Origin of the sequence: Streptomyces afghaniensis, from assembly GCF_044327915.1 — a bacterium.
Taxonomy (GTDB): domain Bacteria; phylum Actinomycetota; class Actinomycetes; order Streptomycetales; family Streptomycetaceae; genus Streptomyces; species Streptomyces afghaniensis.
In genome coordinates this window covers 61,372-81,662 of sequence record NZ_JBIRGJ010000010.1, presented here as the reverse complement: position 1 = coordinate 81,662, position 20,291 = coordinate 61,372, and the positions used below count along the sequence as shown (strand labels likewise).

Below are 20,291 nucleotides of genomic sequence, written 5' to 3'. Positions count from 1 at the left end.
AGAGGCCTCCACCGCAAGGCCGTTGTACGGCCTGTGCGCGGGCAGAGCGCGGCACTTCCGCAGCAGGGTAGTGCGAACGGGGCGCTCCGGACGGCTCTCCCCGGCAAATCGAGGGTTTTCCCTAACCCTTCCCTTCGCGTTCCCTCCGCTTTACGACCCGCTTTACGACGGCACAAGACGACACCGTCGACGGCACCGACGACACCGGGCACCCCGCGAGGCGGGGTGCCCGGTGTCGTCGAACGGCAGGCGGGTCAGCCGTGCTTGGCGCGGCTCGCGGCGCGGGCGCGCTCGCGGGCGTCCAGGTTCACCTTGCGGATGCGCACGGCCTCCGGGGTGACCTCGACGCACTCGTCGTCGCGGCAGAACTCCAGGGACTGCTCCAGCGACAGCTTGCGCGGCGGGACGATCGACTCGGTCACATCGGCCGTGGACGACCGCATGTTGGTGAGCTTCTTCTCCTTGGTGATGTTGACGTCCATGTCGTCGGCGCGGGAGTTCTCGCCGACGATCATGCCCTCGTACACCTCGGTGCCCGGCTCCACGAACAGCACGCCGCGCTCCTGGAGGTTGGTCATCGCGAAGGCGGTGACCGCACCGGCGCGGTCGGCGACCAGGGAGCCGTTGTTGCGGGTCTGGAGGGTGCCGAACCAGGGCTCGAAGCCCTCGTGGATGGAGTGGCCGATGCCCGTGCCGCGGGTCTGGGTCAGGAACTCGGTGCGGAAGCCGATCAGACCGCGCGAGGGCACGACGAACTCCATGCGGACCCAGCCGGAGCCGTGGTTGGACATGTTGTCCATGCGGCCCTTGCGGACGCCCATGAGCTGCGTGACGGCGCCCATGTGCTCCTCGGGCACGTCGATCGTCATGCGCTCGACGGGCTCGTAGACCTTGCCGTCGACGTCCTTCGTGACGACCTGCGGCTTGCCGACGGTCAGCTCGTAGCCCTCGCGGCGCATGGTCTCGACGAGGATGGCCAGCGCCAGCTCGCCGCGGCCCTGCACCTCCCAGGCGTCCGGCCGCTCGGTGTCGAGCACGCGGAGGCTGACGTTACCGATCAGCTCGCGGTCGAGGCGGTCCTTCACCTGGCGGGCGGTGACCTTGCGGTCCTTGACGGCCGCCTTGTTGTCGGCGCCCTTGCCGGTGGCGCCGCGGCCGACCAGCGGGGAGGTGTTGGTGCCGATGACCATGGAGATCGCCGGCTCGTCGACGGTGATCAGCGGCAGCGCGACCGGGTTCTCCGGGTCGGCGAGGGTCTCGCCGATCATGATGTCCGGGATACCGGCGACCGCGCAGATGTCACCGGGGCCGGCCTTCTCCGCCGGCTTGCGGGTGAGCGCCTCGGTCATCATCAGCTCGGAGATCCGCACGTTCTGGACGGACCCGTCGCGCTTCATCCACGCGACCGTCTGCCCCTTCTTCAGCTCGCCCTGCTGGACGCGCAGCAGCGCGATACGGCCGAGGAAGTTGTCGGCGTCCAGGTTGGTGACGTGCGCCTGGAGCGGGGCGGCCTCGTCGTAGGTCGGGGCCGGGATGTGCTCCAGGATCGTCGAGAAGAACGGCTCCAGGCTGGTGGAGTCGCTCGGGACGGTGCCGTCCTCCGGCTTGGTGAGGGAGGCGACGCCGTCGCGGCCGCAGGCGTAGACGATCGGGAACTCGATCTGGTCCTCGTCGGCGTCCAGGTCCAGGAAGAGGTCGTACGCCTCGTTCACGACCTCGTCGATCCGCGAGTCGGGGCGGTCCGTCTTGTTGATGCACAGGATGACGGGCAGCCGCTGCTGGAGCGCCTTGCGCAGCACGAAGCGGGTCTGCGGCAGCGGGCCCTCGGAGGCGTCGACGAGCAGCACCACACCGTCGACCATCGACAGACCGCGCTCGACCTCGCCGCCGAAGTCGGCGTGGCCGGGGGTGTCGATGATGTTGATCGTGATCGGGTCCCCGCCGTCCTTCGGGTGGTACTTCACCGCGGTGTTCTTGGCGAGGATCGTGATGCCCTTCTCACGCTCCAGGTCGTTCGAGTCCATCATGCGGTCGTCGACGGAGTCGAGCTGGTGCGCGGCGAAGCTGCCGGACTGCTTCAGCATGCCGTCGACGATGGTGGTCTTGCCGTGGTCGACGTGGGCGACGATGGCGACGTTGCGGATGTCGTGGCGCGTGGCCATATTGAGGCGTACTCCCGGAGTGGTGAGGAATGCCCTGCGCGTACGTCGGTGGTGCGCGGGCCCTGCCGGGCTCAACATGCCACGGCCTCACCCCATGGTACGGGTCTGCTGTGGATGGGGTTAGCCGGGATACGTCGGTGCAGGTCAGCTACTGTTTCGAGGCACTCGCCGACGGGCCCGAGGCCGGTTTCGCGCCCTTCTTCAGGAAGCCCATGTCCTCGTAGGCGGGGGTGCCGAAGCCGAAGGCGCCGGTGTTCACGAGGTTCTTGCGGGTCGCGATGAGCTGGGGGCGCTGGAAGAGGGGGATGGAGCCGGCCGCCGCCCAGATGCGGGAGTCGGCCTTGCGGATCAGGGAGCGGGACTCGCCCTCGTCGAGGGTGGACACCGCCTCGTCGAAGAGCTGGTCGACCTGGTCGGTGCCGACGCGGGTGTAGTTCTGCTCGACGTTCAGGGAGCCGTCGGCGGCCGGGACGGGCTTGGCGTAGACGGGGCGGGCGTCGGTGGCGGGGAAGGCGGTGGCCGGCCAGGAGTAGAGGGCGAGGTCGTACTGGCCGGACGCGATGTGGTCCTTGAAGTAGGACTCGTCGGAGACCTTGGAGATCTCCGTGCCGATGCCGACGCGCTCCAGCATGCGCGAGATGCGGTCGGCGACCGTGCGCAGCGTCTGGGAGCCGGGCCCGGAGGGGAGTACGAAGCGGAGCGTGAGGGGCTTGCCGTTCTTGGCGAGCGGGGCGGCCCCGCGGTTCGCCGGGGCGGCGGTGCCCTCGGGGGCGTACGCGCCGGGGGCGCCGCCCCGGGCCGGGTGCTTGTACTGCTTGCCGTCGTGGGCGAGGTGGTCGGCGGGGTCCTGCCGGCCGTGCGCCTTGTTGTCCTCGCCGACGACGTACGTGCCTTCGTCGTCCTGCTCGTTCCGGGAGGAACCGGAGGCCTTCTCGCCCTCGGCGCCGGCCGCCTTCTCCCCTTGCTTCTTCTTCTGCTCCTTGACGGGGCCGCCGCGCACCCACCCGGCGTCCGCGAGCAGGGCCTGGGCCTCCTTGGTGTCCTGGCCGCCGAGGGCGCCGCTGTTGTCGGCGTAGTGGGCCTGGCCGGACAGGGCCAGGTGGCTGCCGACCGGGACGGCGGGCAGTCCCAGGGGCTTCAGGACGGCCTCGGCCAGTTTCCTGCGGTCGAGGGCGCGGGCGACGGCCCTGCGCACGCGCTCGTCGGCGAGCGGGCCCTCGGCGCCGTTCAGGGCGAGCTGGGTGAAGGCCGGCTCCAGGGACTTGCGCACCTCGAAGCCGCGCAGGGCCTGCTGCTGACGGGCGTACTTGGCGGCCGCCTTGCGCAGCTTCTTGCGGGCGACGGTCTCCTCGTCGGCGGCGTCCTCGTCGGTGCCGTTGGCGACGGCCCAGGATTTCAGGGCGTCCGCGGCGGACCGGTCGGCGCCGGGGCCCATCAGCGGGCTGCCGGAGCTCTGGGGGCGGGCGGCGACGGTGATGCGGCGGGCGGCGGTGGGGTCGATCTCGGCCACGTCGAGGGTGCCGGCGGCCAGCTCGGCGGCCCGCTTGTCGCGCGGCACGGTGCGCAGCACGATCTCGGAGAGCTTGGCGGGCTTGCCCCACCAGCGTGGATTGCGGGCGAGGGTGATCTCGTCGTCCTCGCGGTCGACCTTCTCCACCGTGAAGGGACCGGCGCTGACCTTGAGCTTCCTGCGCGCCCCGTCGTTGAAGGAGTCCGGGGTGCCCATGACGTCCTTCGGGTACAGCGGCGAGAACAGGGAGCGCCAGTCGGCGTAGGGCCGGCTGAAGGTGACCCTGACCTCCAGCGCGTTGTCTCCGCGCTCGACCTTCTGGATGCGGTCGTAGCCGGCGTTGCGGGCGGTCCAGTAGGCGGTGTCCTTGCCGGACAGGGCGCGCCACTGGGCGGCGAAGTCGGCGGCGCCGATCTCCCGGCCGTCGCTCCAGACGGCCTGCTGGTTCAGCTTGTACAGGACGACCTGCTTGGGCTCGGTCTCGACGACCTCGGCGGACTCCAGGTAGGCGGGGTTGCGCTCGGGACGGCCGCCGGCGTTCATCCGGAACATCGACGGCAGGGCGGCCTGGGCGACTCGCATGGTCGTGGCGTCGGCGTCCGACTGGAAGGTGTTCAGGGTGTCGGGCACGGAGTCGACGGCCCAGCGCAGGGTGCCGCCGTCGGCGATCCGGTCGCGGCCCGCGGGCTGGATGTCCGGTGCCGCGAGCGGCTTGCCCGCCGGGTCCTCGGAGCCGCATCCGGTGAGCGCGGGCACCGCGAGCACACCCGCGGTGAGGAAGGCGACCGAACGCGTGACCGCGCGCGGGCCGACGCCGTGCTGGGACATCTGTGCTACCTCCGGGAAGCCGCGGGCGTTATGATCACTTTTGGCGGTATTTGGAGTTCATCTGATGTATGCGGCCACTGAAGAGGAAAGGGTTCGGCAACACAGGGCGACACGGCGGTCACAGGCGGGAAGCCACCCGTGCGGCGCAACGCACCGCAGGGTGCACCCGCACGCCTCGGCCAATCGATGCACATCCCTTCACAGCACAAGGTGTGACGCGCAACACTCGCAGGCGCATGAACGTTGCCGCCTTGGGCCTCGAAGGACCCGCGGAAGTGAGGGCAAGTCATGTCCGTTCACGACGAACTGACGTCAGTCCAGCGCAGTCTCGACGAGCTGTTCCGCTCGCTGGGACGCCTGGAGAAGCAGCTCGGCACCGGCGGCCTGGAGATGCGCCGCGTCCGTGCCGACGCCAACCACCTGCGCGAGAGCGTCGCCCTGCTGCGCGACGCCGCCGCCACACCGGCCGCACCCAAGCGCCCCGACCTCGTCACCATCTCGGACGCGCCGTACGACCCCTCGCTGTGGGTCGACTCGGACGACGAGGGGCTCGGCGCCCGGGACCGGCGCGCTCCCTGACCGGGAGGGCGTCGAGCGACCGGCACCTCCCCCGAACCCGACCGGAGTCGTCAAGTGGCCACTGGTACGGAACCTCCCGCCACAGAACCCCATCCCCGAAGCGGCGGCGTACGGGCGGGTACGCGCGCCGCGATCGGGGCCCCGCACCTGCGCACCGACCGCTGGTGGCTGGCCCCGGCCGGCACGGTCGCCGGCCTGCTGGCCTTCATCGTCTACTCGACGTGGCGGGCCTTCGCCGACGCCGACTACTACGCGGCGCCGTACGTCTCGCCTTTCTACTCCCCCTGTCTGGCGGAGCGCTGCGAGCCGATGAAGGCCGGCCCCAACTGGGAGATCTTCGGCAGCTGGTGGGGGATCTCCCCCGCGATCATCATCCTGATCTTCCCGCTGGGCTTCCGGCTGACCTGCTACTACTACCGCAAGGCCTACTACCGGGGCTTCTGGGCGTCGCCGCCGGCCTGCGCGGTCGCCGAGCCGCACAAGAAGTACACGGGTGAGACCCGCTTCCCGCTGGTGCTGCAGAACATCCACCGGTACTTCTTCTACGCCGCGATCGTCGTCGCCGGGATCCTCACCTACGACACCGTGCTCGCCTTCCGCGACGAGAACTACGAGTGGGGCCATATGGGCCTCGGCACACTCGTGTTCCTGGTCAACATCGTGCTGATCTGGGCGTACACGATCTCCTGCCACTCGTGCCGGCACATCGTCGGCGGCAAGCTCAAGCACTTCTCCAGGCATCCCGTGCGCTACCGGATGTGGCAGTGGGCGGGCCGGCTCAACGCCCGGCACATGCAGCTCGCCTGGGCGTCGCTGGTGACCGTGGCGCTCGCCGACTTCTACGTCTACCTGGTCGCGTCCGGGGCCTTCGACGATCCGCGGTTCTTCTGATGAGGGGTGCGTTCTGATGTCCGTGGTCGACCGGCAGGAGTGGGACGTCGTCGTGGTGGGGGCGGGCGGCGCCGGACTGCGCGCCGCCATCGAGGCCCGCGAGCGGGGCGCCCGTACGGCCGTGATCTGCAAGTCGCTGTTCGGCAAGGCGCACACGGTGATGGCCGAGGGCGGCATCGCGGCGGCGATGGCCAACGCCAACGAGAACGACAACTGGCGGGTCCACTTCCGCGACACCATGCGCGGCGGCAAGTTCCTCAACCAGTGGCGGATGGCCGAGCTGCACGCGCAGGAGGCGCCGCAGCGGGTGTGGGAGCTGGAGACCTGGGGGGCGCTGTTCGACCGCACCAAGGACGGCCGGATCTCCCAGCGCAACTTCGGCGGCCACGAGTACCCGCGCCTCGCGCACGTCGGCGACCGCACGGGCCTGGAGCTGATCCGCACCCTCCAGCAGAAGATCGTCGCGCTCCAGCAGGAGGACTTCAAGGAGACCGGCGACTACGAGTCCCGGCTGAAGGTCTTCCAGGAGTGCACGGTGACGCGGGTCCTGAAGACTGTGTCCGACAGCGGCTCCGCCGCGGGGCAGCGGGTCAGCGGGGTCTTCGGCTACGAGCGTGAGTCCGGCCGTTTCTTCGTGCTCGAAGCCCCGGCAGTCGTGATCGCGACCGGCGGCATCGGCAAGTCCTTCAAGGTGACGTCGAACTCGTGGGAGTACACCGGCGACGGCCACGCGCTGGCCCTGCTCGCGGGCGCTCCCTTGCTGAACATGGAGTTCGTGCAGTTCCACCCGACGGGCATGGTCTGGCCGCCGTCGGTGAAGGGCATCCTCGTCACCGAGTCGGTGCGCGGTGACGGCGGCGTGCTGCGCAACTCCGACGGCAAGCGGTTCATGTTCGACTACATCCCCGACGTCTTCAAGGACAAGTACGCCGAGACCGAGGACGAGGCCGACCGCTGGTACGACGACCCGGACCACAACCGGCGGCCCCCCGAGCTGCTCCCCCGCGACGAGGTCGCGCGGGCGATCAACAGCGAGGTGAAGGAGGGGCGCGGCTCCCCGCACGGGGGCGTGTTCCTCGACGTGTCGACCCGGATGCCCGCCGAGGTCATCAAACGCCGGCTGCCGTCGATGTACCACCAGTTCAAGGAGCTGGCGGATGTCGACATCACGGCCGAGGCGATGGAGGTCGGGCCCACCTGCCACTACGTGATGGGCGGGGTCGCGGTCGACTCCGACACGGCGGCGGCCCGCGGGGTGCCGGGACTGTTCGCGGCCGGTGAGGTGGCCGGCGGTATGCACGGCTCCAACCGGCTCGGCGGCAACTCGCTGTCCGACCTGCTGGTGTTCGGGCGCCGGGCGGGCTGGCACGCGGCCGAGTACGCGGCGGAACGGGCCGGGGCGCGGCCCGTCGTGGACGACGTCCAGATCGACTCCGCCGCCGCCGAGGCCCTGCGGCCCTTCTCCGCCGAGGCGGAGACCGAGGAGCCGAAGGGCGGCCCGCCGGAGAACCCGTACACCCTGCACCAGGAACTCCAGCAGACGATGAACGACCTGGTCGGCATCATCCGCCGCGAGCCGGAGATGAAGCAGGCCCTGGAGAAGCTGGGCGAGCTGCGGGCACGGGCGCGCCGGGCCGGGGTCGAGGGGCACCGGCAGTTCAACCCGGGCTGGCACCTCGCCCTGGACCTCAGGAACATGCTGCTGGTCAGCGAGTGCGTGGCGCGGGCCGCGCTGGAGCGCACCGAGTCGCGCGGCGGGCACACCCGCGAGGACCATCCGGGGATGGACCGCAAGTGGCGCCGGATCAACCTGCTGTGCTCGCTGACCGACCCGACGGGCGGGCTGGCGGCCACGGACCCGGTCCGCGGCCAGATCACCCTCACCCGCGAGACCACCGAACCCGTCCGTGCCGACCTGCTCGCCCTCTTCGACAAGGAGGAGCTGGTCAAGTACCTGGCCGAAGAGGAGCTGTACGAATGAGCAGCTACGAGGCCCGCTTCAAGGTGTGGCGGGGCGATGTGCAGGGCGGCGGCCTGGAGGATTTCAAGGTCGAGGTGAACGACGGCGAGGTGGTGCTCGACATCATCCACCGCCTCCAGGCCACCCAGGCCCCCGATCTCGCCGTGCGCTGGAACTGCAAGGCGGGCAAGTGCGGTTCGTGCTCCGCCGAGATCAACGGCCGGCCGCGGCTGTTGTGCATGACCCGTATGTCGGTGTTCGACCGGGAGGAGACGATCACGGTGACGCCGCTGCGGGCGTTCCCGGTCGTCCGCGACCTCGTCACCGACGTCGGTTTCAACTACGCCAAGGCCAGGGAGGTCCCGGCCTTCGTGCCGCCGGCGGATCTCGGTCCCGGCGAGTACCGGATGATGCAGGAGGACGTGGACCGCTCGCAGGAGTTCCGCAAGTGCATCGAGTGCTTCCTGTGCCAGGACACGTGCCATGTGGTGCGTGACCACGAGGAGAACAAGCAGGCGTTCGCGGGGCCGCGTTTCCTGATGCGGGTGGCGGAGCTGGACATGCATCCGCTGGACGCGGCGGCGGAATCCGGCCTGGACCGCAAGACCACCGCCCAGGACGAACACGGCCTGGGTTACTGCAACATCACCAAGTGCTGTACGGAGGTCTGCCCGGAGGGCATCAAGATCACGGACAACGCGCTGATCCCGCTGAAGGAACGGGCGATCGACCGCAAGTACGACCCGCTGGTGTGGCTGGGCTCGAAGATCAGGAGGCGCTCTTCAGCAGGCTGAGCGCCTGCTGGAGGTTGTGCTCGGCGATGTCCCGCATCCGCTCCGGGTGCGGGAAGTCGCCCTCGATGAGGGTCAGCGGGCCCGACACCAGGCCGAGGTGCATCGACAGGCGGTACAGACGCAGGCGCGCCTCGTCCAGGCCCGGGGCGCGCAGGGCGTCGTAGTGGGGGCCGAAGCGGAGCCTGAGGAAGACGTGCTCGTGCTCCACGTCGAAGTACATCAGGCCCTCGATGTCGATGAGCGCCGGCTGCCCGTCTGACGTGAGCAGGACGTGGTCCGGCCCGAGTTCGCCGTGGATGAGGGTCTGGCGGTCGCGCGGGCGGACCTCGGCGGCCAGGGCGTGGATCGTGTCCTGCAGTTCCCGGCGTACGGCGGCGGCGCGGGGCTCGCGCCGGGCCGCTTCCGCGAGGCAGCGCAGGGCGCCGTCGGTGATGCGCTGTTCGCAGGAGACGCCGTGGGAGGAACCTCCCTGGTCGACGACGGCGACTTTCCCGAAGCGGGGGCCGGTGCGGGAGTGCAGGGTGGCGAGGAGTTCCGCCATCCGGTCCATGAGCCGAGGTGCCTCGCTCGGGTCCCGGGCGAGGGCGTCCTCCAGGCTGCCGCCGGTCATGTCCTCGACGACGGCCGCGTCGGCCGGGAGGTGGGTGTGCGTGGCGTCCGCGTACAGGAGGCGGGGGGTGCGGACGCCGGAGGCGGCGAGGCGGTCGTGGGCCGCCGTGAACAGGCCGAGCCCGGTGCCGTGGGAGAAGACGTCACTGGGGTCGGGGTCAGGCTGGTCCCAGTAGTCCTCGTCGGCCGACCAGACGTAGGCGATGGCCGTGGAGTCGTCGTCGAGTCTCAGGCGGTAGACGCCCTTCTTGGTGCCGCCGCGCAGGCGTTCCACGGCGGTGAGGGTGCGGCCGGGGCCGAGAGCGGCGCGGGTCAGGGCGGTGAGGTCGGTGCGGGTGAGTTGCCGTCGGGTCGTGGTCACCGCACCCAGTCTTCCTTGTACGCACGCCAGTCCGCATCGGTCGCTGCGAAGTCGATGTACAGCGCGACGCCGAAGCGGGCCCGGTCGGCGTCCGTGCGGGACAGGCCCAGGCGGACGCCCCGGACGGCGGCGGGCACGGTCTCGGCGTGGCCCCAGTGGTCGAAGTTGCTCTCCCAGTAGAAGGGCAGGCCCATCAGGAGGTCGGTCGAGGGCGGGGTGACCTCCAGGGCGAGGGAGGTCTGCTGGGCCACGTAGCCGCCGTAGGTGCTCTCCAGCGGCTGCGCGGTGTCGTACGACATCACGGCGATCTGGTCGACACGGCGGGCGACCTGGCCGAAGAACTCCTGCGACCACCACTTGGGGTGGTCGGTGAACGTCCCGGCCACGGTGTGGAGGGCGGGTAGCGGGTCGATCTGGTGGGCGGCGACGGAGAGCAGGGCGTCCCGGGAGCGGGTCTCGCGGCGCAGGGCGTCGAGGAGGGTGAGGTAGTCGCGGTCGCCGGAGTGCAGGGGTTCCAGGTCGAGATGGATGCCTTCGTAGCCGGTGTCCAGGATCTGGCGGGAGGAGCGGACGACGGCGGCCCGGGTGTCCGGGTCGGCCAGACGCATGCCGTCGGGGCCCTCGGTCGCGAGGACGTCGCCGAGGAAGGCCTGGACGCGGATGCCGGGAAGTTTCTCGTGTACGGCCGCTATGAACCAACGTGCCCGGGGATAGGCCGACTTGGGCAGTGTGCCGTCGTGTTCCAGCGGGCCCGAGTGGACGTACAGGTCGCGGATGCCGGTGCCTTGCAGGCGGCGGGCCAGGGCGGTGACGTCGGCGTCCTTCTTCCGGCCGTCGACCCAGGCGTGGCCGAGCCAGAGGGCGTCGCGGTTTCTGGTGTGGGTGCCGTCCGCCGGGTCGCCCATGTAGTTGATGCGGAGAGCTGCCAGGACGGACAGGGGAGGGACCAGGAGGACCAGGAGCAGGACGAGCACCGTACGTCTGACCCGGCGCCGACGCCGCTTGCTTCTTGCCGTGTCGGGTGCGGGAGCCTCCTGTGGGACTTCCTCGCCGTCGCGGGCCGCGGGGGCCTCGTCCGAGGTCGTGCCCTCCACGCGTTCCATGCCGTCTCCCCCCGGTGGTGCGGTCGGTGTTGCCGGGGAGGACGATCCGTACCGGTGTTCGGTTGCGATCAGAACAGGCTCAGCAGCGCCTCCGCCGGGTCCGTCAGGCTCGTTTCGCCACCCGGCAGGGGCAGTTCGAACCACACCGTCTTGCCGCGGGGCGTGCGGCGGGAGCCCCACGCGGCGCTGAGGAGGCCGACCAGCTGGAGGCCCCGGCCGCCCTCGTCCGTGTCGCGGGCCCGGCGGCGGCGGGGCTGGACCAGGCCGGAGTCCCAGACCTCGCAGACCAGCGTGCGGTCCAGCAGCAGCCGCAGCCGGATCTCGCCCTCGCCGTAGCGCAGGGCGTTGGTGACGAGTTCGCTGACCAGGAGCTCCGTGGTGTCGACCAGGGGTTCCATGTCCCAGCTGAGCAGCTGGGCGCGCGCGTACTCGCGGGCCCGGCCCACGCTGCGCGGCTCACGCGGCAGGGTCCAGTCGCCGACGGACTCCGTGGGCAGGCCCTGTACACGTGCCATCAGCAACGCGATGTCGTCCTCGCCGTGATGGGTGTCGAGGGTGTTGAGGACGTGGTCGCACACGTCCTCCAGGGGCTGGGTGGGGTCGGAGAGGGTGCTGACGAAAGCCTGGAGGCCCTCGTCGAGGGGGTGATCGCGGCTTTCGACCAGTCCATCCGTGTAGAGCGCGAGCAGGGCACCCTCGGGCAGTTCGACCTCGACCTCCTCGAAGGGCTCGCCGCCGACGCCGAGCGGCAGGCCCGGCGGCACGTCGAGCATCAGGGCCGATTCGCCCGGTTCGACCAGGACGGGCGGCAGATGGCCCGCGTTGGCGAAGGTACAGCGCCGGGTGACGGAGTCGTAGACGGCGTAGACGCAGGTGGCGAGGTACACCTCCGACAGGTCCGCCTCCCGGGGGCGGCGGGCCGCCCTGGTCGCCTGCTGGACGCCGCCCGGGGCTCCGAGGCCGCGGGCGATCTCGTCCAACTGGGAGAGCACTTCGGCCGGTTCGAGGTCGAGCTGCGCCAGGGTGCGTACGGCGGTGCGGAGTTCGCCCATGGCGACGGCGGCGCGCAGGCCACGGCCCATGACGTCGCCGACGACCAGCGCGGTGCGGTGCCCGGGGAGTTCGATGACGTCGAACCAGTCGCCGCCGACCTCGCTGGGCCGGCCGGTGTTGGCGTTGCCGGGCAGATAGCGGCAGGCGATGTCGAGGCCGGAGGCCTCCGGGTCGCCGGGCGGGAGCAGGGACCGTTGCAGTATCAACGCGCGTTGGTGCTCGCGCCGGTAGAGGCGGGCGTTGTCGATGCAGACGGCGGCCCGCGCGGCGAGTTCGACGGCCAGGTCCCGGTCGCGGTCGCCGAACGGCTCGCTGCCCTTCGCCCGGGCGAACTGCACGAGCCCGACGACGGTGTCGTGGGCGACCATCGGCACGGCGAGCGTGGACTGCACCAGCCCGCCGTCCTCGCCGGGGACGGTCTGCGGGCGGGCCGTGCGCAGGGCGTCCGCGCAGGGCGAGTTGAACGGGTAGTGGTGGACGGCGCCGACCGCGACGGGCACGCCGGTGCCGGTGAAGGGCGCGTCGGAGACGGCACTGGCGAAGGCCACCCGGCGCAGTTCGGCGCTGCCGTCGGCGAGCCCGGGCGGGGTCTCGTCGCCGACCAGCAGGCCCTGGTAGAGGTCGACGGTGGCCAGGTCGCAGAAGCCGGGCACGACGACGTCGAGGAGCTGCCGGGCCGTGGTCTCCAGGTCGAGGGAGTTGCCGATGCGGGCGCCGGCCTCGTTCAGCAGGGCGAGGTTGCGCCGGGCGGCGGCGGCCTCGCGGGCGGCGGCGCGGCGTGAGGTGATGTCCGTGCCGAGCCAGGCGACGCCGATCGGCCGGCCCGAACCGCTGTGCACGCGATAGAGGTTGACGGACCAGTGGCGGCGCTCGTCGGAGCCCGGCACGAAGCCCGTGACGTGCATGTCCGTGATGGAGTTGCCGGTCTCCAGCACGCGGCGCAGCGTTGCGGCGACCCGCTCCGCCTCGCCGCGCTGGAGGTAGTCGTGGACGCCCTTGCCGCGGTGGTCGTCGGGCTCGCCGCCGAAGACGGACGCGAACCGGTGGTTGGCGCGGCGGACCCGCAGGTCGGCGTCGATCAGCAGGAAACCGAAGGGGGATTGACCGAAAATGGCCTGCGAAGCGGCGAGATCGGTCTCGATGCTGCGCAGCGTGCGGACGTCGACGACGATGCAGACGGCGGCCTTCTCGCCGTCCTCGGTGCGCGTCGGCATGACGTACACCTCGGCGAGCCCCTCGCGTCCGCACTCCCCCTCGGCGTCCTTCGGCATCCGGAAGGGCACCACACCGGTCCACTCGCGGCCGTCGAGGATCTCCGCCATCTTGCGCATGCCCCGCTCGCGCAGGTGCGGGTCGATGAACGTCTCGATGGGGTCCATGCCGACGGCGCGTTCGACGGGGATGCCGAAGAGATGCTCCGCGCGCAGGCTCCACTGGTCGACCAGCCCGTCGGGGCCGATGGAGAAGGACGCGACCTTGATGTAGTCGTAGATGGAGCCGGGAGGACTGCTCTGCCACATGGCGTCCCCGGGCTGCACCCCGTCGGCCGCGAGCGCACCTCCCACCGCGGAGGCCAGGCCGTCCGCGGCCATCGCCCTCGCGCCCGCCGACGGGTCCTCGGACTCCGTGGCCTTCGCTGGTATCTCGCTCACGCGAACCGTCCCCTCCAGCTCACCGCGTCCGGCACCGGTCACCGGGGGCGGCTGCCCGCAGTATCCAGCACTACGGTGCCGCACAACACGGTGTTCACGATCACAGCACGGTCCCGATGGTTTTCGGTCCGGACCGTGAGAACACTTCCAGTCTTCTAACCAGGCGACACCTCGTCGAATCCCGTCCGTCGGCAACCGCCACTGGCCTGAACCATTCGCTCGACAGCGACAGGGCTGACGTACACCGATTTTTCACTCCGGAACCGCGAGTTCGAACCATACGGTCTTGCCCACGCCGCCGGGCCGGGTGCCCCAGCGGCGGCACGAGGTGGCCACCAGGTAGAGCCCGCGGCCGCTCTCGTCCTCGGGCCTGGCGGCGCGCTCGCGCGGCGGGTCCGGGAGCGGGTCGGAGACCTCCACCAGGAGGACGGCGTTCAGTTCGGAGGGGCGGACCAGGCGGACGCCGATGGGACCCGTGGCGTGCCGCAGGGCGTTGGTCACCAACTCGCTGACCAACAACGCCGTGAGGTCGGCGAGGCTGTCGAGGCCCCAGCCGCGGAGTTGGCCGCGGACGGCCTGACGGGCCGTGCGCACGGCGCCCGGCTCGGCGGGAAAGGTCCACGCGGCGCGGTCACCTTCGGTGTCGATCACGCCGATCACTTCCCCGGCAGCGGGCCCAACCCTGTCCCTTTTCGTAGGGTTAATGGGCACATACCCGATATCCGGGGCGGAGTACCGCGCGGGGCAGCGCACAGTGGCTCAAAAGGCGTACGGGGCGCCCGCACGGACGCCTTCTGGTCTCGCACGCCCCCGGTTGGCCTCAGGCGCCGGGCACTTCTCCCGTACGGGGGCCGCCGAGCGGCCCCAGATGCGCCAGTGTCTGCCGTACCGCGGGCACGTCCTGGTCGAGCCAGTCCACGTCCCAGATCTCCTCGGGGCCGAGCCAGCGCAGTGCGTCGTGGTCCTCAAGGGGCTCGGGGGCGGGCGAGCCGGGCCGCAGCCGTGCGGTCCACACCTGCAGCACGTACGGCGACTTCAGCGGCCACTCCCCCGGGACGCGGCCGCCGGCCTCGGCGTCGACGCCGAGTTCCTCGCGCAGCTCCCGCACGAGCGCCGCGTCGGCCGTCTCCCCCGGCTCGACCTTGCCGCCGGGCAGCTCCCAGCGCCCGGCCAACTCGACGGGCGCGCTGCGCCGGGCGGCCAGCAGCCGCCCGTCGTCGACCAGCGCGGCACCCACGACGACGATCCGCTCACTCATGCGGGGAGCCTACGGCCGCGATCCGGTCCGGATGACAGGGCCCGGGTCAGTCGTGCGCGGCCCCCGACCCGTTCTGACCGAGCCGCTCGACCCAGTACAGCTGCTTGTGGCCGCGGCCGTCGAGGCTGTCCGCGATCTGCTGGGCCTCGGCCCGGGTCGCGTACCGGCCGACCCGGTAGCGGTTGCCGTTGTCGTCCTCTCGTATCACGAGCCAGGGAAGAGTGATCGTGCTGTCGTTCATCGCGCCCCTCCACTTCCCGCCCGCGACCTGTGCCGTGCCCCACCCGATAAGGAAACCGCAATGCGCATATGCCCGAGCCTACGCCTAACCTTCACGCAGCGAATACGGCTTTTCACAAAGAGGTACGCAACCGGCCAGAACACAGGGGGCGCACGACGACGAACGCGCCGTCCGCGCGCCTCGACGCACCCGGCCGAAGGCATACCGCATACGCCACCGCCGACCTGGGAGAACGACGGCCGGCTCAGGGATACGGGCCACTCGGGCCGGGGACGGCTGCCGCGGTGATCGTGTGAGCGGGGCGCGCGGGGGGCGCGCCGCGGGGCTGAAGTGAGCGTTCGCTACTTGACCGGAAGGTGGTAGGCGACCCGGTACCGATCGGCCGGGATGACCACGTCGGCCGTCTCGACCGGGCGGCCGGACGCGTAGAACGTGCGCTGGATGACCACGACCACATGGCCGGGGACGCCCCCGAGGACGAGCAGCTCCTCGGCGAGGCCGGGGCGGGCGCCCACCTCCTCGGTGACGTTGTCCACGATCACGTCGATCGCGCGCATGCGCTCGACGACCCCCATGCCGCCGAGCGGCCCCTCCTCCGGCAGCATCACCGGCGTACGGCCCGTGACGGCGAGCGGCTCCCAGGAGGTGGAGAGCATCATCGCCTCGCCGCTCTCGCGGAAGAGATACCTCGTGCACATCACGCGCTCGCCCGGCTCGATGCCCAGCCGCTCGGCGACCGCGACGCTGGCCTCGGCCTGTTCGCTGCTGGACTCCCAGGTGCCGCGCCCCTCGCCGTCGGCCTGCTCCTGACGGAACGGCGTGGCTCCTCCGGTCGGGCGGTACCCGGAGCGGGCGATGCGCCGGGGCACGGGCCGCTCGCGCACATACGTCCCCGAGCCGGAGCGGCCCTCGACCAGGCCCTCCGCCATGAGCACCTTGCGGGCCTCCAGGGCGACGGTGTCCGAGACGCCGTACTCCTGGCGGATCCTGGCCTGGGAGGGGAGCCGGGTGTGCGGTGGCAGCTGACCGTCGACGATCTTCTTGCGGAGATCACCCGCGACGCGCAGGTACGCCGGCTGCTCACCGAATGTCACTGGCCGCTCCCATCAGGTTGTACAGACAGCGACAGCCTGGCAACCGTAGGTTGTGCCATGCAAGCAAAGGCCAGAGAATCACTCGATGTGATGACATGGTGGCCCCGAGGGCTTTACGCAGGCACTTTCTCCCCGCTATAGCCGCCGTCACACCTGGGCTTCGGAGTCACCGCCCTCGGTCTCGCCCGGGGAGGGCGGCGCCGTCGCGAGCCCGAGCGCCTTGCGCGCGGTGACGGTCGCCGGGCCGTCGACGTACTCGTAGGCCTTGTCGTAGTGCGCGTGGTAGGAGTCCGCGTCGTCCGCCCGGCTCGCCCTCGCCCACTCCTCCCGGGCGTCCTCCAGGTCCTTCACCAGGCCGGCGACGGGCTGCCGGGCTTTCGCCGGCCAGGAGTGCCCGCGCAGTGCCTCGATCTGCGCGCCGAGCACGTCGTGCACCTGGGTGGCCCAGGCCCGGTGACCGGCGAGGTCGTCCACGGGGGTGTCCTCGGGCTCCTCGTACAGCGCCGCGTCGACGGCGTTGGCCGCCGACAGGAAGACGACCTGGTCGGTGTCGAGCGTGGTGGGGTCGCCGCGCAGGGAGCCGGTCAGCCCGGCCTTCGCGTCGGTGTTGCCGAAGACGCAGGTGATCGCGCGGTCGCCGTAACGCCAGCTGTCCCGGGACGGCATGAGGTAGTACACGTCGACGTCCGTCGGCATCGCCCAGGAGTCCATGGCGTACTGGTCCTGGAGCGCGTAGCACCGCTCGTCGGCGATGTCGGTGATCTCGGCGTCGCCCGGGAAGGCGCCGCCCGGCAGAGTCACGACCGCGAACACCTCGCCGTCGTGCCCGCCTTCGCAGGACACCGGGTCGACGTCGTAGGTGTCGCCCTCCAGACCGCCGGGGGCGTCGAAGCAGTCGCCCTTCTCCAGCGACAGGCTCTCGTTGCCCCGCGCGCCGTCCTTGAACCCCTCCCAGGCCTCGGACAGCACACCCGTGGACAGCGTCACCGCCCACAGCGCGATCCCGACGGACGACAGCACGGCCCCGGCGATCGCCAGCCCCCGGCCGCTCTGGCCGTTCCGCCTGATCTGCCGCAGCGCGATCAGCCCCAGCACGAGCCCCGCGGCGGGCAGGAAGCAGAGCACGCCGAGCACGAGCGCGGCGACGGCGAGCGCGTTGACGGAGACCGGCGCGCCGTACGGGCGGCCGGTGGGGCCGTAGGGGCCATGAGGGCTGTAACCCTGGGCTCCCTGGGGCCAGTTCGCAGGCGGCGGGCCGTACGGGTCCCGGGGCTGCTGGTTCCCGGGGGGCGGGGGTATCGACACGGGTACGGCGCTCCTGGCTGAGGCGGTGGGAGAGAGCGGCCGTCCGGAACCGACGCACGGCTGGGCGCATCGTATGCGGCGAGGCGACGGGGGCGGAATGCAGACGTTCGCGACATCGATACGTCCGGCGAACCGCCTGACGGCGTTTTGGGCGCCGGGGATCCGCGGGGGCACGGTGTCTGGTGCCGGCGGAGGTGGACGGTCTGGAATCCGCGCTCGGACGGTGGACCGAGCGGCGCAGCTCCCCAGTCGGGGCGCAGGTGTGCTGACGGGGATCCGGCGGCCGGCCGGGGGCCCTGGGCGCGTGGGCCGCGCGGCGGACGGGCGGGGTGATCGACCACATGCCGGCGGAGCTGCGGCCGGACACGGCCCCGGTGCCGGCCACGGCGCTGGTGCTGCCGGCGGACTGGGAGGTGCCGTTCGAGGGGCAGTTCGGCGGCCGGGTGGGCCGTTACGGCTCGGCTGGGCTCGTGCGGGAGTTCCGGACATCGACAGCGTCCCGGTGGCCCGGACAGGTCCGGGAGCCGTCACGCGCGGGGTAAGGGCGTCGACGTCATCTGCTGCTCGGCACGCTGCGGATGGGGCCGAAAGAGGCGCCGGCGGCCGGGACGGGCATGCCGGCGGGCACGCTCGACGCGGTACCGGGAAGCCGCCTGCCGGGGGGCGCCGCCGGTCTCCGTGACACCCCGGGCCCCGCCCCTCCCCCGGGAGTGAGCCCTGCGCCGCTCGTCATGCGCTCCGCGCGGCAGGCCATGACGCCCACGTTCGGCGCGGAGGGCCTCCAGGCGGCGGTCGGCTCGCCGGTCGTCCGCCGCGGGACGAGCCTCGTCCTCTCGGCGGGGCGGGTCACCGACCCGAAGCCCTCCCGGAGGACGAGGACGCCTACGTACGGGGCACGTCAGGAGACTGACGGCCGGTCACGAGCGAGGTCAGAACTGGAGCGCCCAGGCGTCGATCCGCCCGGTGTCGAAGCGGGCGTTGTCGCTCACGCGCAGCTTCCACGTGCCGTTCGCGGCCTCCGAGGAGGCGTTCACGGAGTACGTGGTGTCGATGTTGTCCGCACTGCCGCCGGTGCCGTACGCCTTCAGCGTGTACGCCGTGCCGTCGGGGGCGATCAGCTGGACCTGGAGGTCGCCGATGTACGTGTGGACGATGTGGACCTCGACGGCCAGGGCCGAGGGCGCGTTGCCGGAGACGCCCGAGACGGTCACGGGCGACTCGGCGGTGGCGTTGTCGGCGATGGCCTGGTCGGCGGTGTTCTCGAAGCGCGGGCCGGGCGGGGTGGTCGTACCGCCGCCGACGTTGAGGAGCCGGTTGGGCGAGCCGGTGCCGGGGCTGGTGACGACGCCGGTGGTGGCGGCGGCCGTCAGCGCGGCGGAGACCTGCGCGGGGGTGGCCGCGGGGTTGTCCGCCAGGTGGAGGGCGGCGGCGCCGGCGACGTGCGGGCTCGCCATCGACGTACCGGAGATGGTGTTGGTGGCGGAGTCGCTCGTGTTCCACGCCGAGGTGATGGACGAGCCGGGCGCGAACAGGTCCAGGACCGAACCGTAGTTGGAGTAGCTCGCCTTCGCGTCGCTCGACGTCGTCGCGCCGACGGTGACGGCCTCGGTGACGCGGGCCGGGGACCGGGTGGAGGCGTTGGTGGACTCGTTGCCGGCCGCGACGACGAAGGTGACGCCGGAGGTGATGGCGTTGCGTACGGCCGTGTCGATGGCCGTGTCGCCGGGGCCGCCGAGGGACATGTTGGCGACGGCCGGCTTGACCGCGTTCCGCGCGACCCAGTCGATGCCCGCGACGACCTGGGCGGTGGTGCCCTGGCCGGAGTTGTTCAGCACCCGGACGCCGACGACCTTGGCCTTCTTGGCGACGCCGTAGGCACCGCCGGCGACCGTGCCGGCGACGTGCGTGCCGTGGCCGTGGCCGTCCTGGGCGGTGTTGTCGTTGTCGACGGCGTCGTAGCCGTAGGAGGCGCGGCCGCCGAAGTCGCTGTGCGTGATGCGGACGCCGGTGTCGATGACGTACGCCGTGACGCCCTCCCCGGCCGAGTCGGGATAGGTGTAGGAGCTGTTCAGCGGGAGGTTCTTCTGGTCGATGCGGTCCAGGCCCCAGGACGGCGGGCTGGGCTGCGTCCCGGTGATGCGGAACGTCCTGTTCTGGACGACGGAGGCGACGGCCGGGTCGGCGGCGAGGCGTTTCGCCTCGGTCTCGGAGGCCTCGACCTCGTAGCCGTTCAGGGCCTTGGTGTAGGTGCGCTCGATGTCGGCGCCGTACTTGTGCGCGAGGGCCCGGCCCGCGGCGGAACCGGCCTTCTGCGTCTTCAGGGTGACGATGTAGCTGTCGGCGACGGCGTTCGCCGCGCCCTCGTACTGGATGCGCCCTTCGGAGGCGGCCGGGGCCGCGCCGGCGGGGAGGGCGGAGACGAGGCTCGCGACGAGCGCCGCGGTGGCCGTCGCGCCGAGCGCGGCCAGTCTTCGCCGGGTGGGTCCGTGGGGAGTACGCATCACTGCCATCTGAGGGGTCCTCCTCAATCGGTGGTGCGCTGTGGGGTGTGTGCACGCCCGTCGAAGCCACCCTGGAGTCATGGCCGTAGGTCATGGTCATGTCAATCTCGGACGACTCCTGTGCGTCAGCCGAAAGATTGAGGCCTCCACAGGAATTGCACAAGGGCCCTGCACGCGCAGTCCTACCGCTGCCACCACCACAGCAGCGCGCTGACGGCGCCGGAGCCCAGAGCGGCCGCCGCGCCGCGCACCGCGCTGAACATGACGGCACGGCGGAGGCGACGCCAGTCACGGGCGCGCGAGCGGGTGCGCGTGGGGGTGCGGTCGGCGTCCATCTGCTGCTCCTGCCGTCGTGCTCCGGGGGCGTACGCGCACCAGTTGACGCTCGGT

At 71.4% G+C, this 20,291-nt stretch carries 17 protein-coding genes; 5 read left to right on the top strand and 12 right to left on the bottom strand.

Annotated elements, in window-relative coordinates:
- Positions 1 to 254 precede the first annotated feature (254 nt).
- Together typA and ACH4G3_RS34670 are read right to left on the bottom strand one after the other, a co-directional pair.
- Positions 255 to 2,162, bottom strand: a complete 1,908-nt coding sequence (gene typA / locus ACH4G3_RS34675; protein ID WP_397628211.1) for a translational GTPase TypA — start codon at positions 2,160 to 2,162, stop codon at positions 255 to 257.
- Between the two features lie 148 nt (positions 2,163 to 2,310).
- Complete coding sequence (locus tag ACH4G3_RS34670; RefSeq protein ID WP_397628210.1) at positions 2,311 to 4,500, bottom strand: ABC transporter family substrate-binding protein; 2,190 nt, start codon at positions 4,498 to 4,500, stop codon at positions 2,311 to 2,313.
- A 288-nt stretch (positions 4,501 to 4,788) separates the two neighbouring features.
- Between ACH4G3_RS34670 and ACH4G3_RS34665 the strand changes: the two genes are divergently transcribed.
- Genes ACH4G3_RS34665 through ACH4G3_RS34650 form a run of 4 tightly spaced genes read left to right on the top strand, consistent with a single transcriptional unit; the run spans position 4,789 to position 8,724 of the window.
- Entirely contained in the window at positions 4,789 to 5,079 is a 291-nt protein-coding gene (locus ACH4G3_RS34665; protein ID WP_020277543.1) for a hypothetical protein, read from the top strand.
- A gap of 54 nt (positions 5,080 to 5,133) precedes the next feature.
- Positions 5,134 to 5,970 carry a hypothetical protein gene (locus ACH4G3_RS34660; protein ID WP_397628209.1) on the top strand — a complete coding sequence of 279 codons (837 nt, stop codon included), beginning with the start codon at positions 5,134 to 5,136 and terminating at the stop codon, positions 5,968 to 5,970.
- Positions 5,971 to 5,986: 16 nt separating this feature from the next.
- The gene (locus ACH4G3_RS34655; protein ID WP_397628208.1) at positions 5,987 to 7,951 is read left to right on the top strand and encodes a fumarate reductase/succinate dehydrogenase flavoprotein subunit; all 1,965 of its coding nucleotides are present in this window, start codon (positions 5,987 to 5,989) and stop codon (positions 7,949 to 7,951) included.
- Positions 7,948 to 8,724, top strand: coding sequence for a succinate dehydrogenase/fumarate reductase iron-sulfur subunit (locus ACH4G3_RS34650; protein WP_397628207.1), 777 nt, complete (start codon positions 7,948 to 7,950; stop codon positions 8,722 to 8,724). Before ACH4G3_RS34655 ends, ACH4G3_RS34650 begins: the two co-directional genes overlap by 4 nt.
- Here ACH4G3_RS34650 and ACH4G3_RS34645 read toward each other — a convergent pair.
- The 8 genes from ACH4G3_RS34645 to ACH4G3_RS34610 all read right to left on the bottom strand — a co-directional run bounded on the left by ACH4G3_RS34645 (position 8,699) and on the right by ACH4G3_RS34610 (position 17,400).
- Positions 8,699 to 9,694 (bottom strand): phosphotransferase family protein, encoded by a 996-nt coding sequence (locus ACH4G3_RS34645; RefSeq protein ID WP_397628206.1) that lies wholly within the window; start codon positions 9,692 to 9,694, stop codon positions 8,699 to 8,701. The two genes, ACH4G3_RS34650 and ACH4G3_RS34645, sit on opposite strands and share 26 nt — an antisense overlap.
- Positions 9,691 to 10,797 carry a glycoside hydrolase family 18 protein gene (locus ACH4G3_RS34640; protein WP_397628205.1) on the bottom strand — a complete coding sequence of 369 codons (1,107 nt, stop codon included), beginning with the start codon at positions 10,795 to 10,797 and terminating at the stop codon, positions 9,691 to 9,693. The genes ACH4G3_RS34645 and ACH4G3_RS34640 overlap by 4 nt, the downstream gene beginning before the upstream one ends.
- Before the next feature lie 68 nt (positions 10,798 to 10,865).
- A complete protein-coding gene (locus ACH4G3_RS34635) occupies positions 10,866 to 13,502 on the bottom strand; it encodes a SpoIIE family protein phosphatase (RefSeq protein WP_397628204.1) in 2,637 nt (878 codons plus the stop codon).
- 252 nt (positions 13,503 to 13,754) lie between these two features.
- Entirely contained in the window at positions 13,755 to 14,213 is a 459-nt protein-coding gene (locus tag ACH4G3_RS34630) for an ATP-binding protein (RefSeq protein WP_397628203.1), read from the bottom strand.
- A 109-nt stretch (positions 14,214 to 14,322) separates the two neighbouring features.
- On the bottom strand, positions 14,323 to 14,760 hold the full coding sequence (locus ACH4G3_RS34625) for a (deoxy)nucleoside triphosphate pyrophosphohydrolase (RefSeq protein WP_397628202.1): 438 nt from the start codon (positions 14,758 to 14,760) through the stop codon (positions 14,323 to 14,325).
- A gap of 46 nt (positions 14,761 to 14,806) precedes the next feature.
- Entirely contained in the window at positions 14,807 to 15,001 is a 195-nt protein-coding gene (locus ACH4G3_RS34620; RefSeq protein WP_243379440.1) for an SPOR domain-containing protein, read from the bottom strand.
- Between the two features lie 341 nt (positions 15,002 to 15,342).
- Positions 15,343 to 16,095 (bottom strand): GntR family transcriptional regulator, encoded by a 753-nt coding sequence (locus ACH4G3_RS34615; protein WP_397628201.1) that lies wholly within the window; start codon positions 16,093 to 16,095, stop codon positions 15,343 to 15,345.
- A gap of 147 nt (positions 16,096 to 16,242) precedes the next feature.
- Positions 16,243 to 17,400: a DUF4190 domain-containing protein gene (locus tag ACH4G3_RS34610; RefSeq protein WP_397628200.1), complete on the bottom strand. Its 1,158-nt coding sequence runs from the start codon at positions 17,398 to 17,400 to the stop codon at positions 16,243 to 16,245.
- Positions 17,401 to 17,729: 329 nt separating this feature from the next.
- On the opposite strand from ACH4G3_RS34610, the gene ACH4G3_RS34605 reads away from it, so the two are divergent.
- Positions 17,730 to 17,942, top strand: a complete 213-nt coding sequence (locus ACH4G3_RS34605) for a hypothetical protein (protein WP_397628199.1) — start codon at positions 17,730 to 17,732, stop codon at positions 17,940 to 17,942.
- Between the two features lie 387 nt (positions 17,943 to 18,329).
- On the opposite strand, the gene ACH4G3_RS34600 is transcribed toward ACH4G3_RS34605, so the two are convergent.
- Positions 18,330 to 19,910, bottom strand: a complete 1,581-nt coding sequence (locus ACH4G3_RS34600) for a S8 family peptidase (RefSeq protein WP_397628198.1) — start codon at positions 19,908 to 19,910, stop codon at positions 18,330 to 18,332.
- Between the two features lie 173 nt (positions 19,911 to 20,083).
- Positions 20,084 to 20,236, bottom strand: a complete 153-nt coding sequence (locus ACH4G3_RS34595) for a hypothetical protein (protein WP_020277521.1) — start codon at positions 20,234 to 20,236, stop codon at positions 20,084 to 20,086.
- Between the last annotated feature and the right edge of the window lie 55 nt (positions 20,237 to 20,291).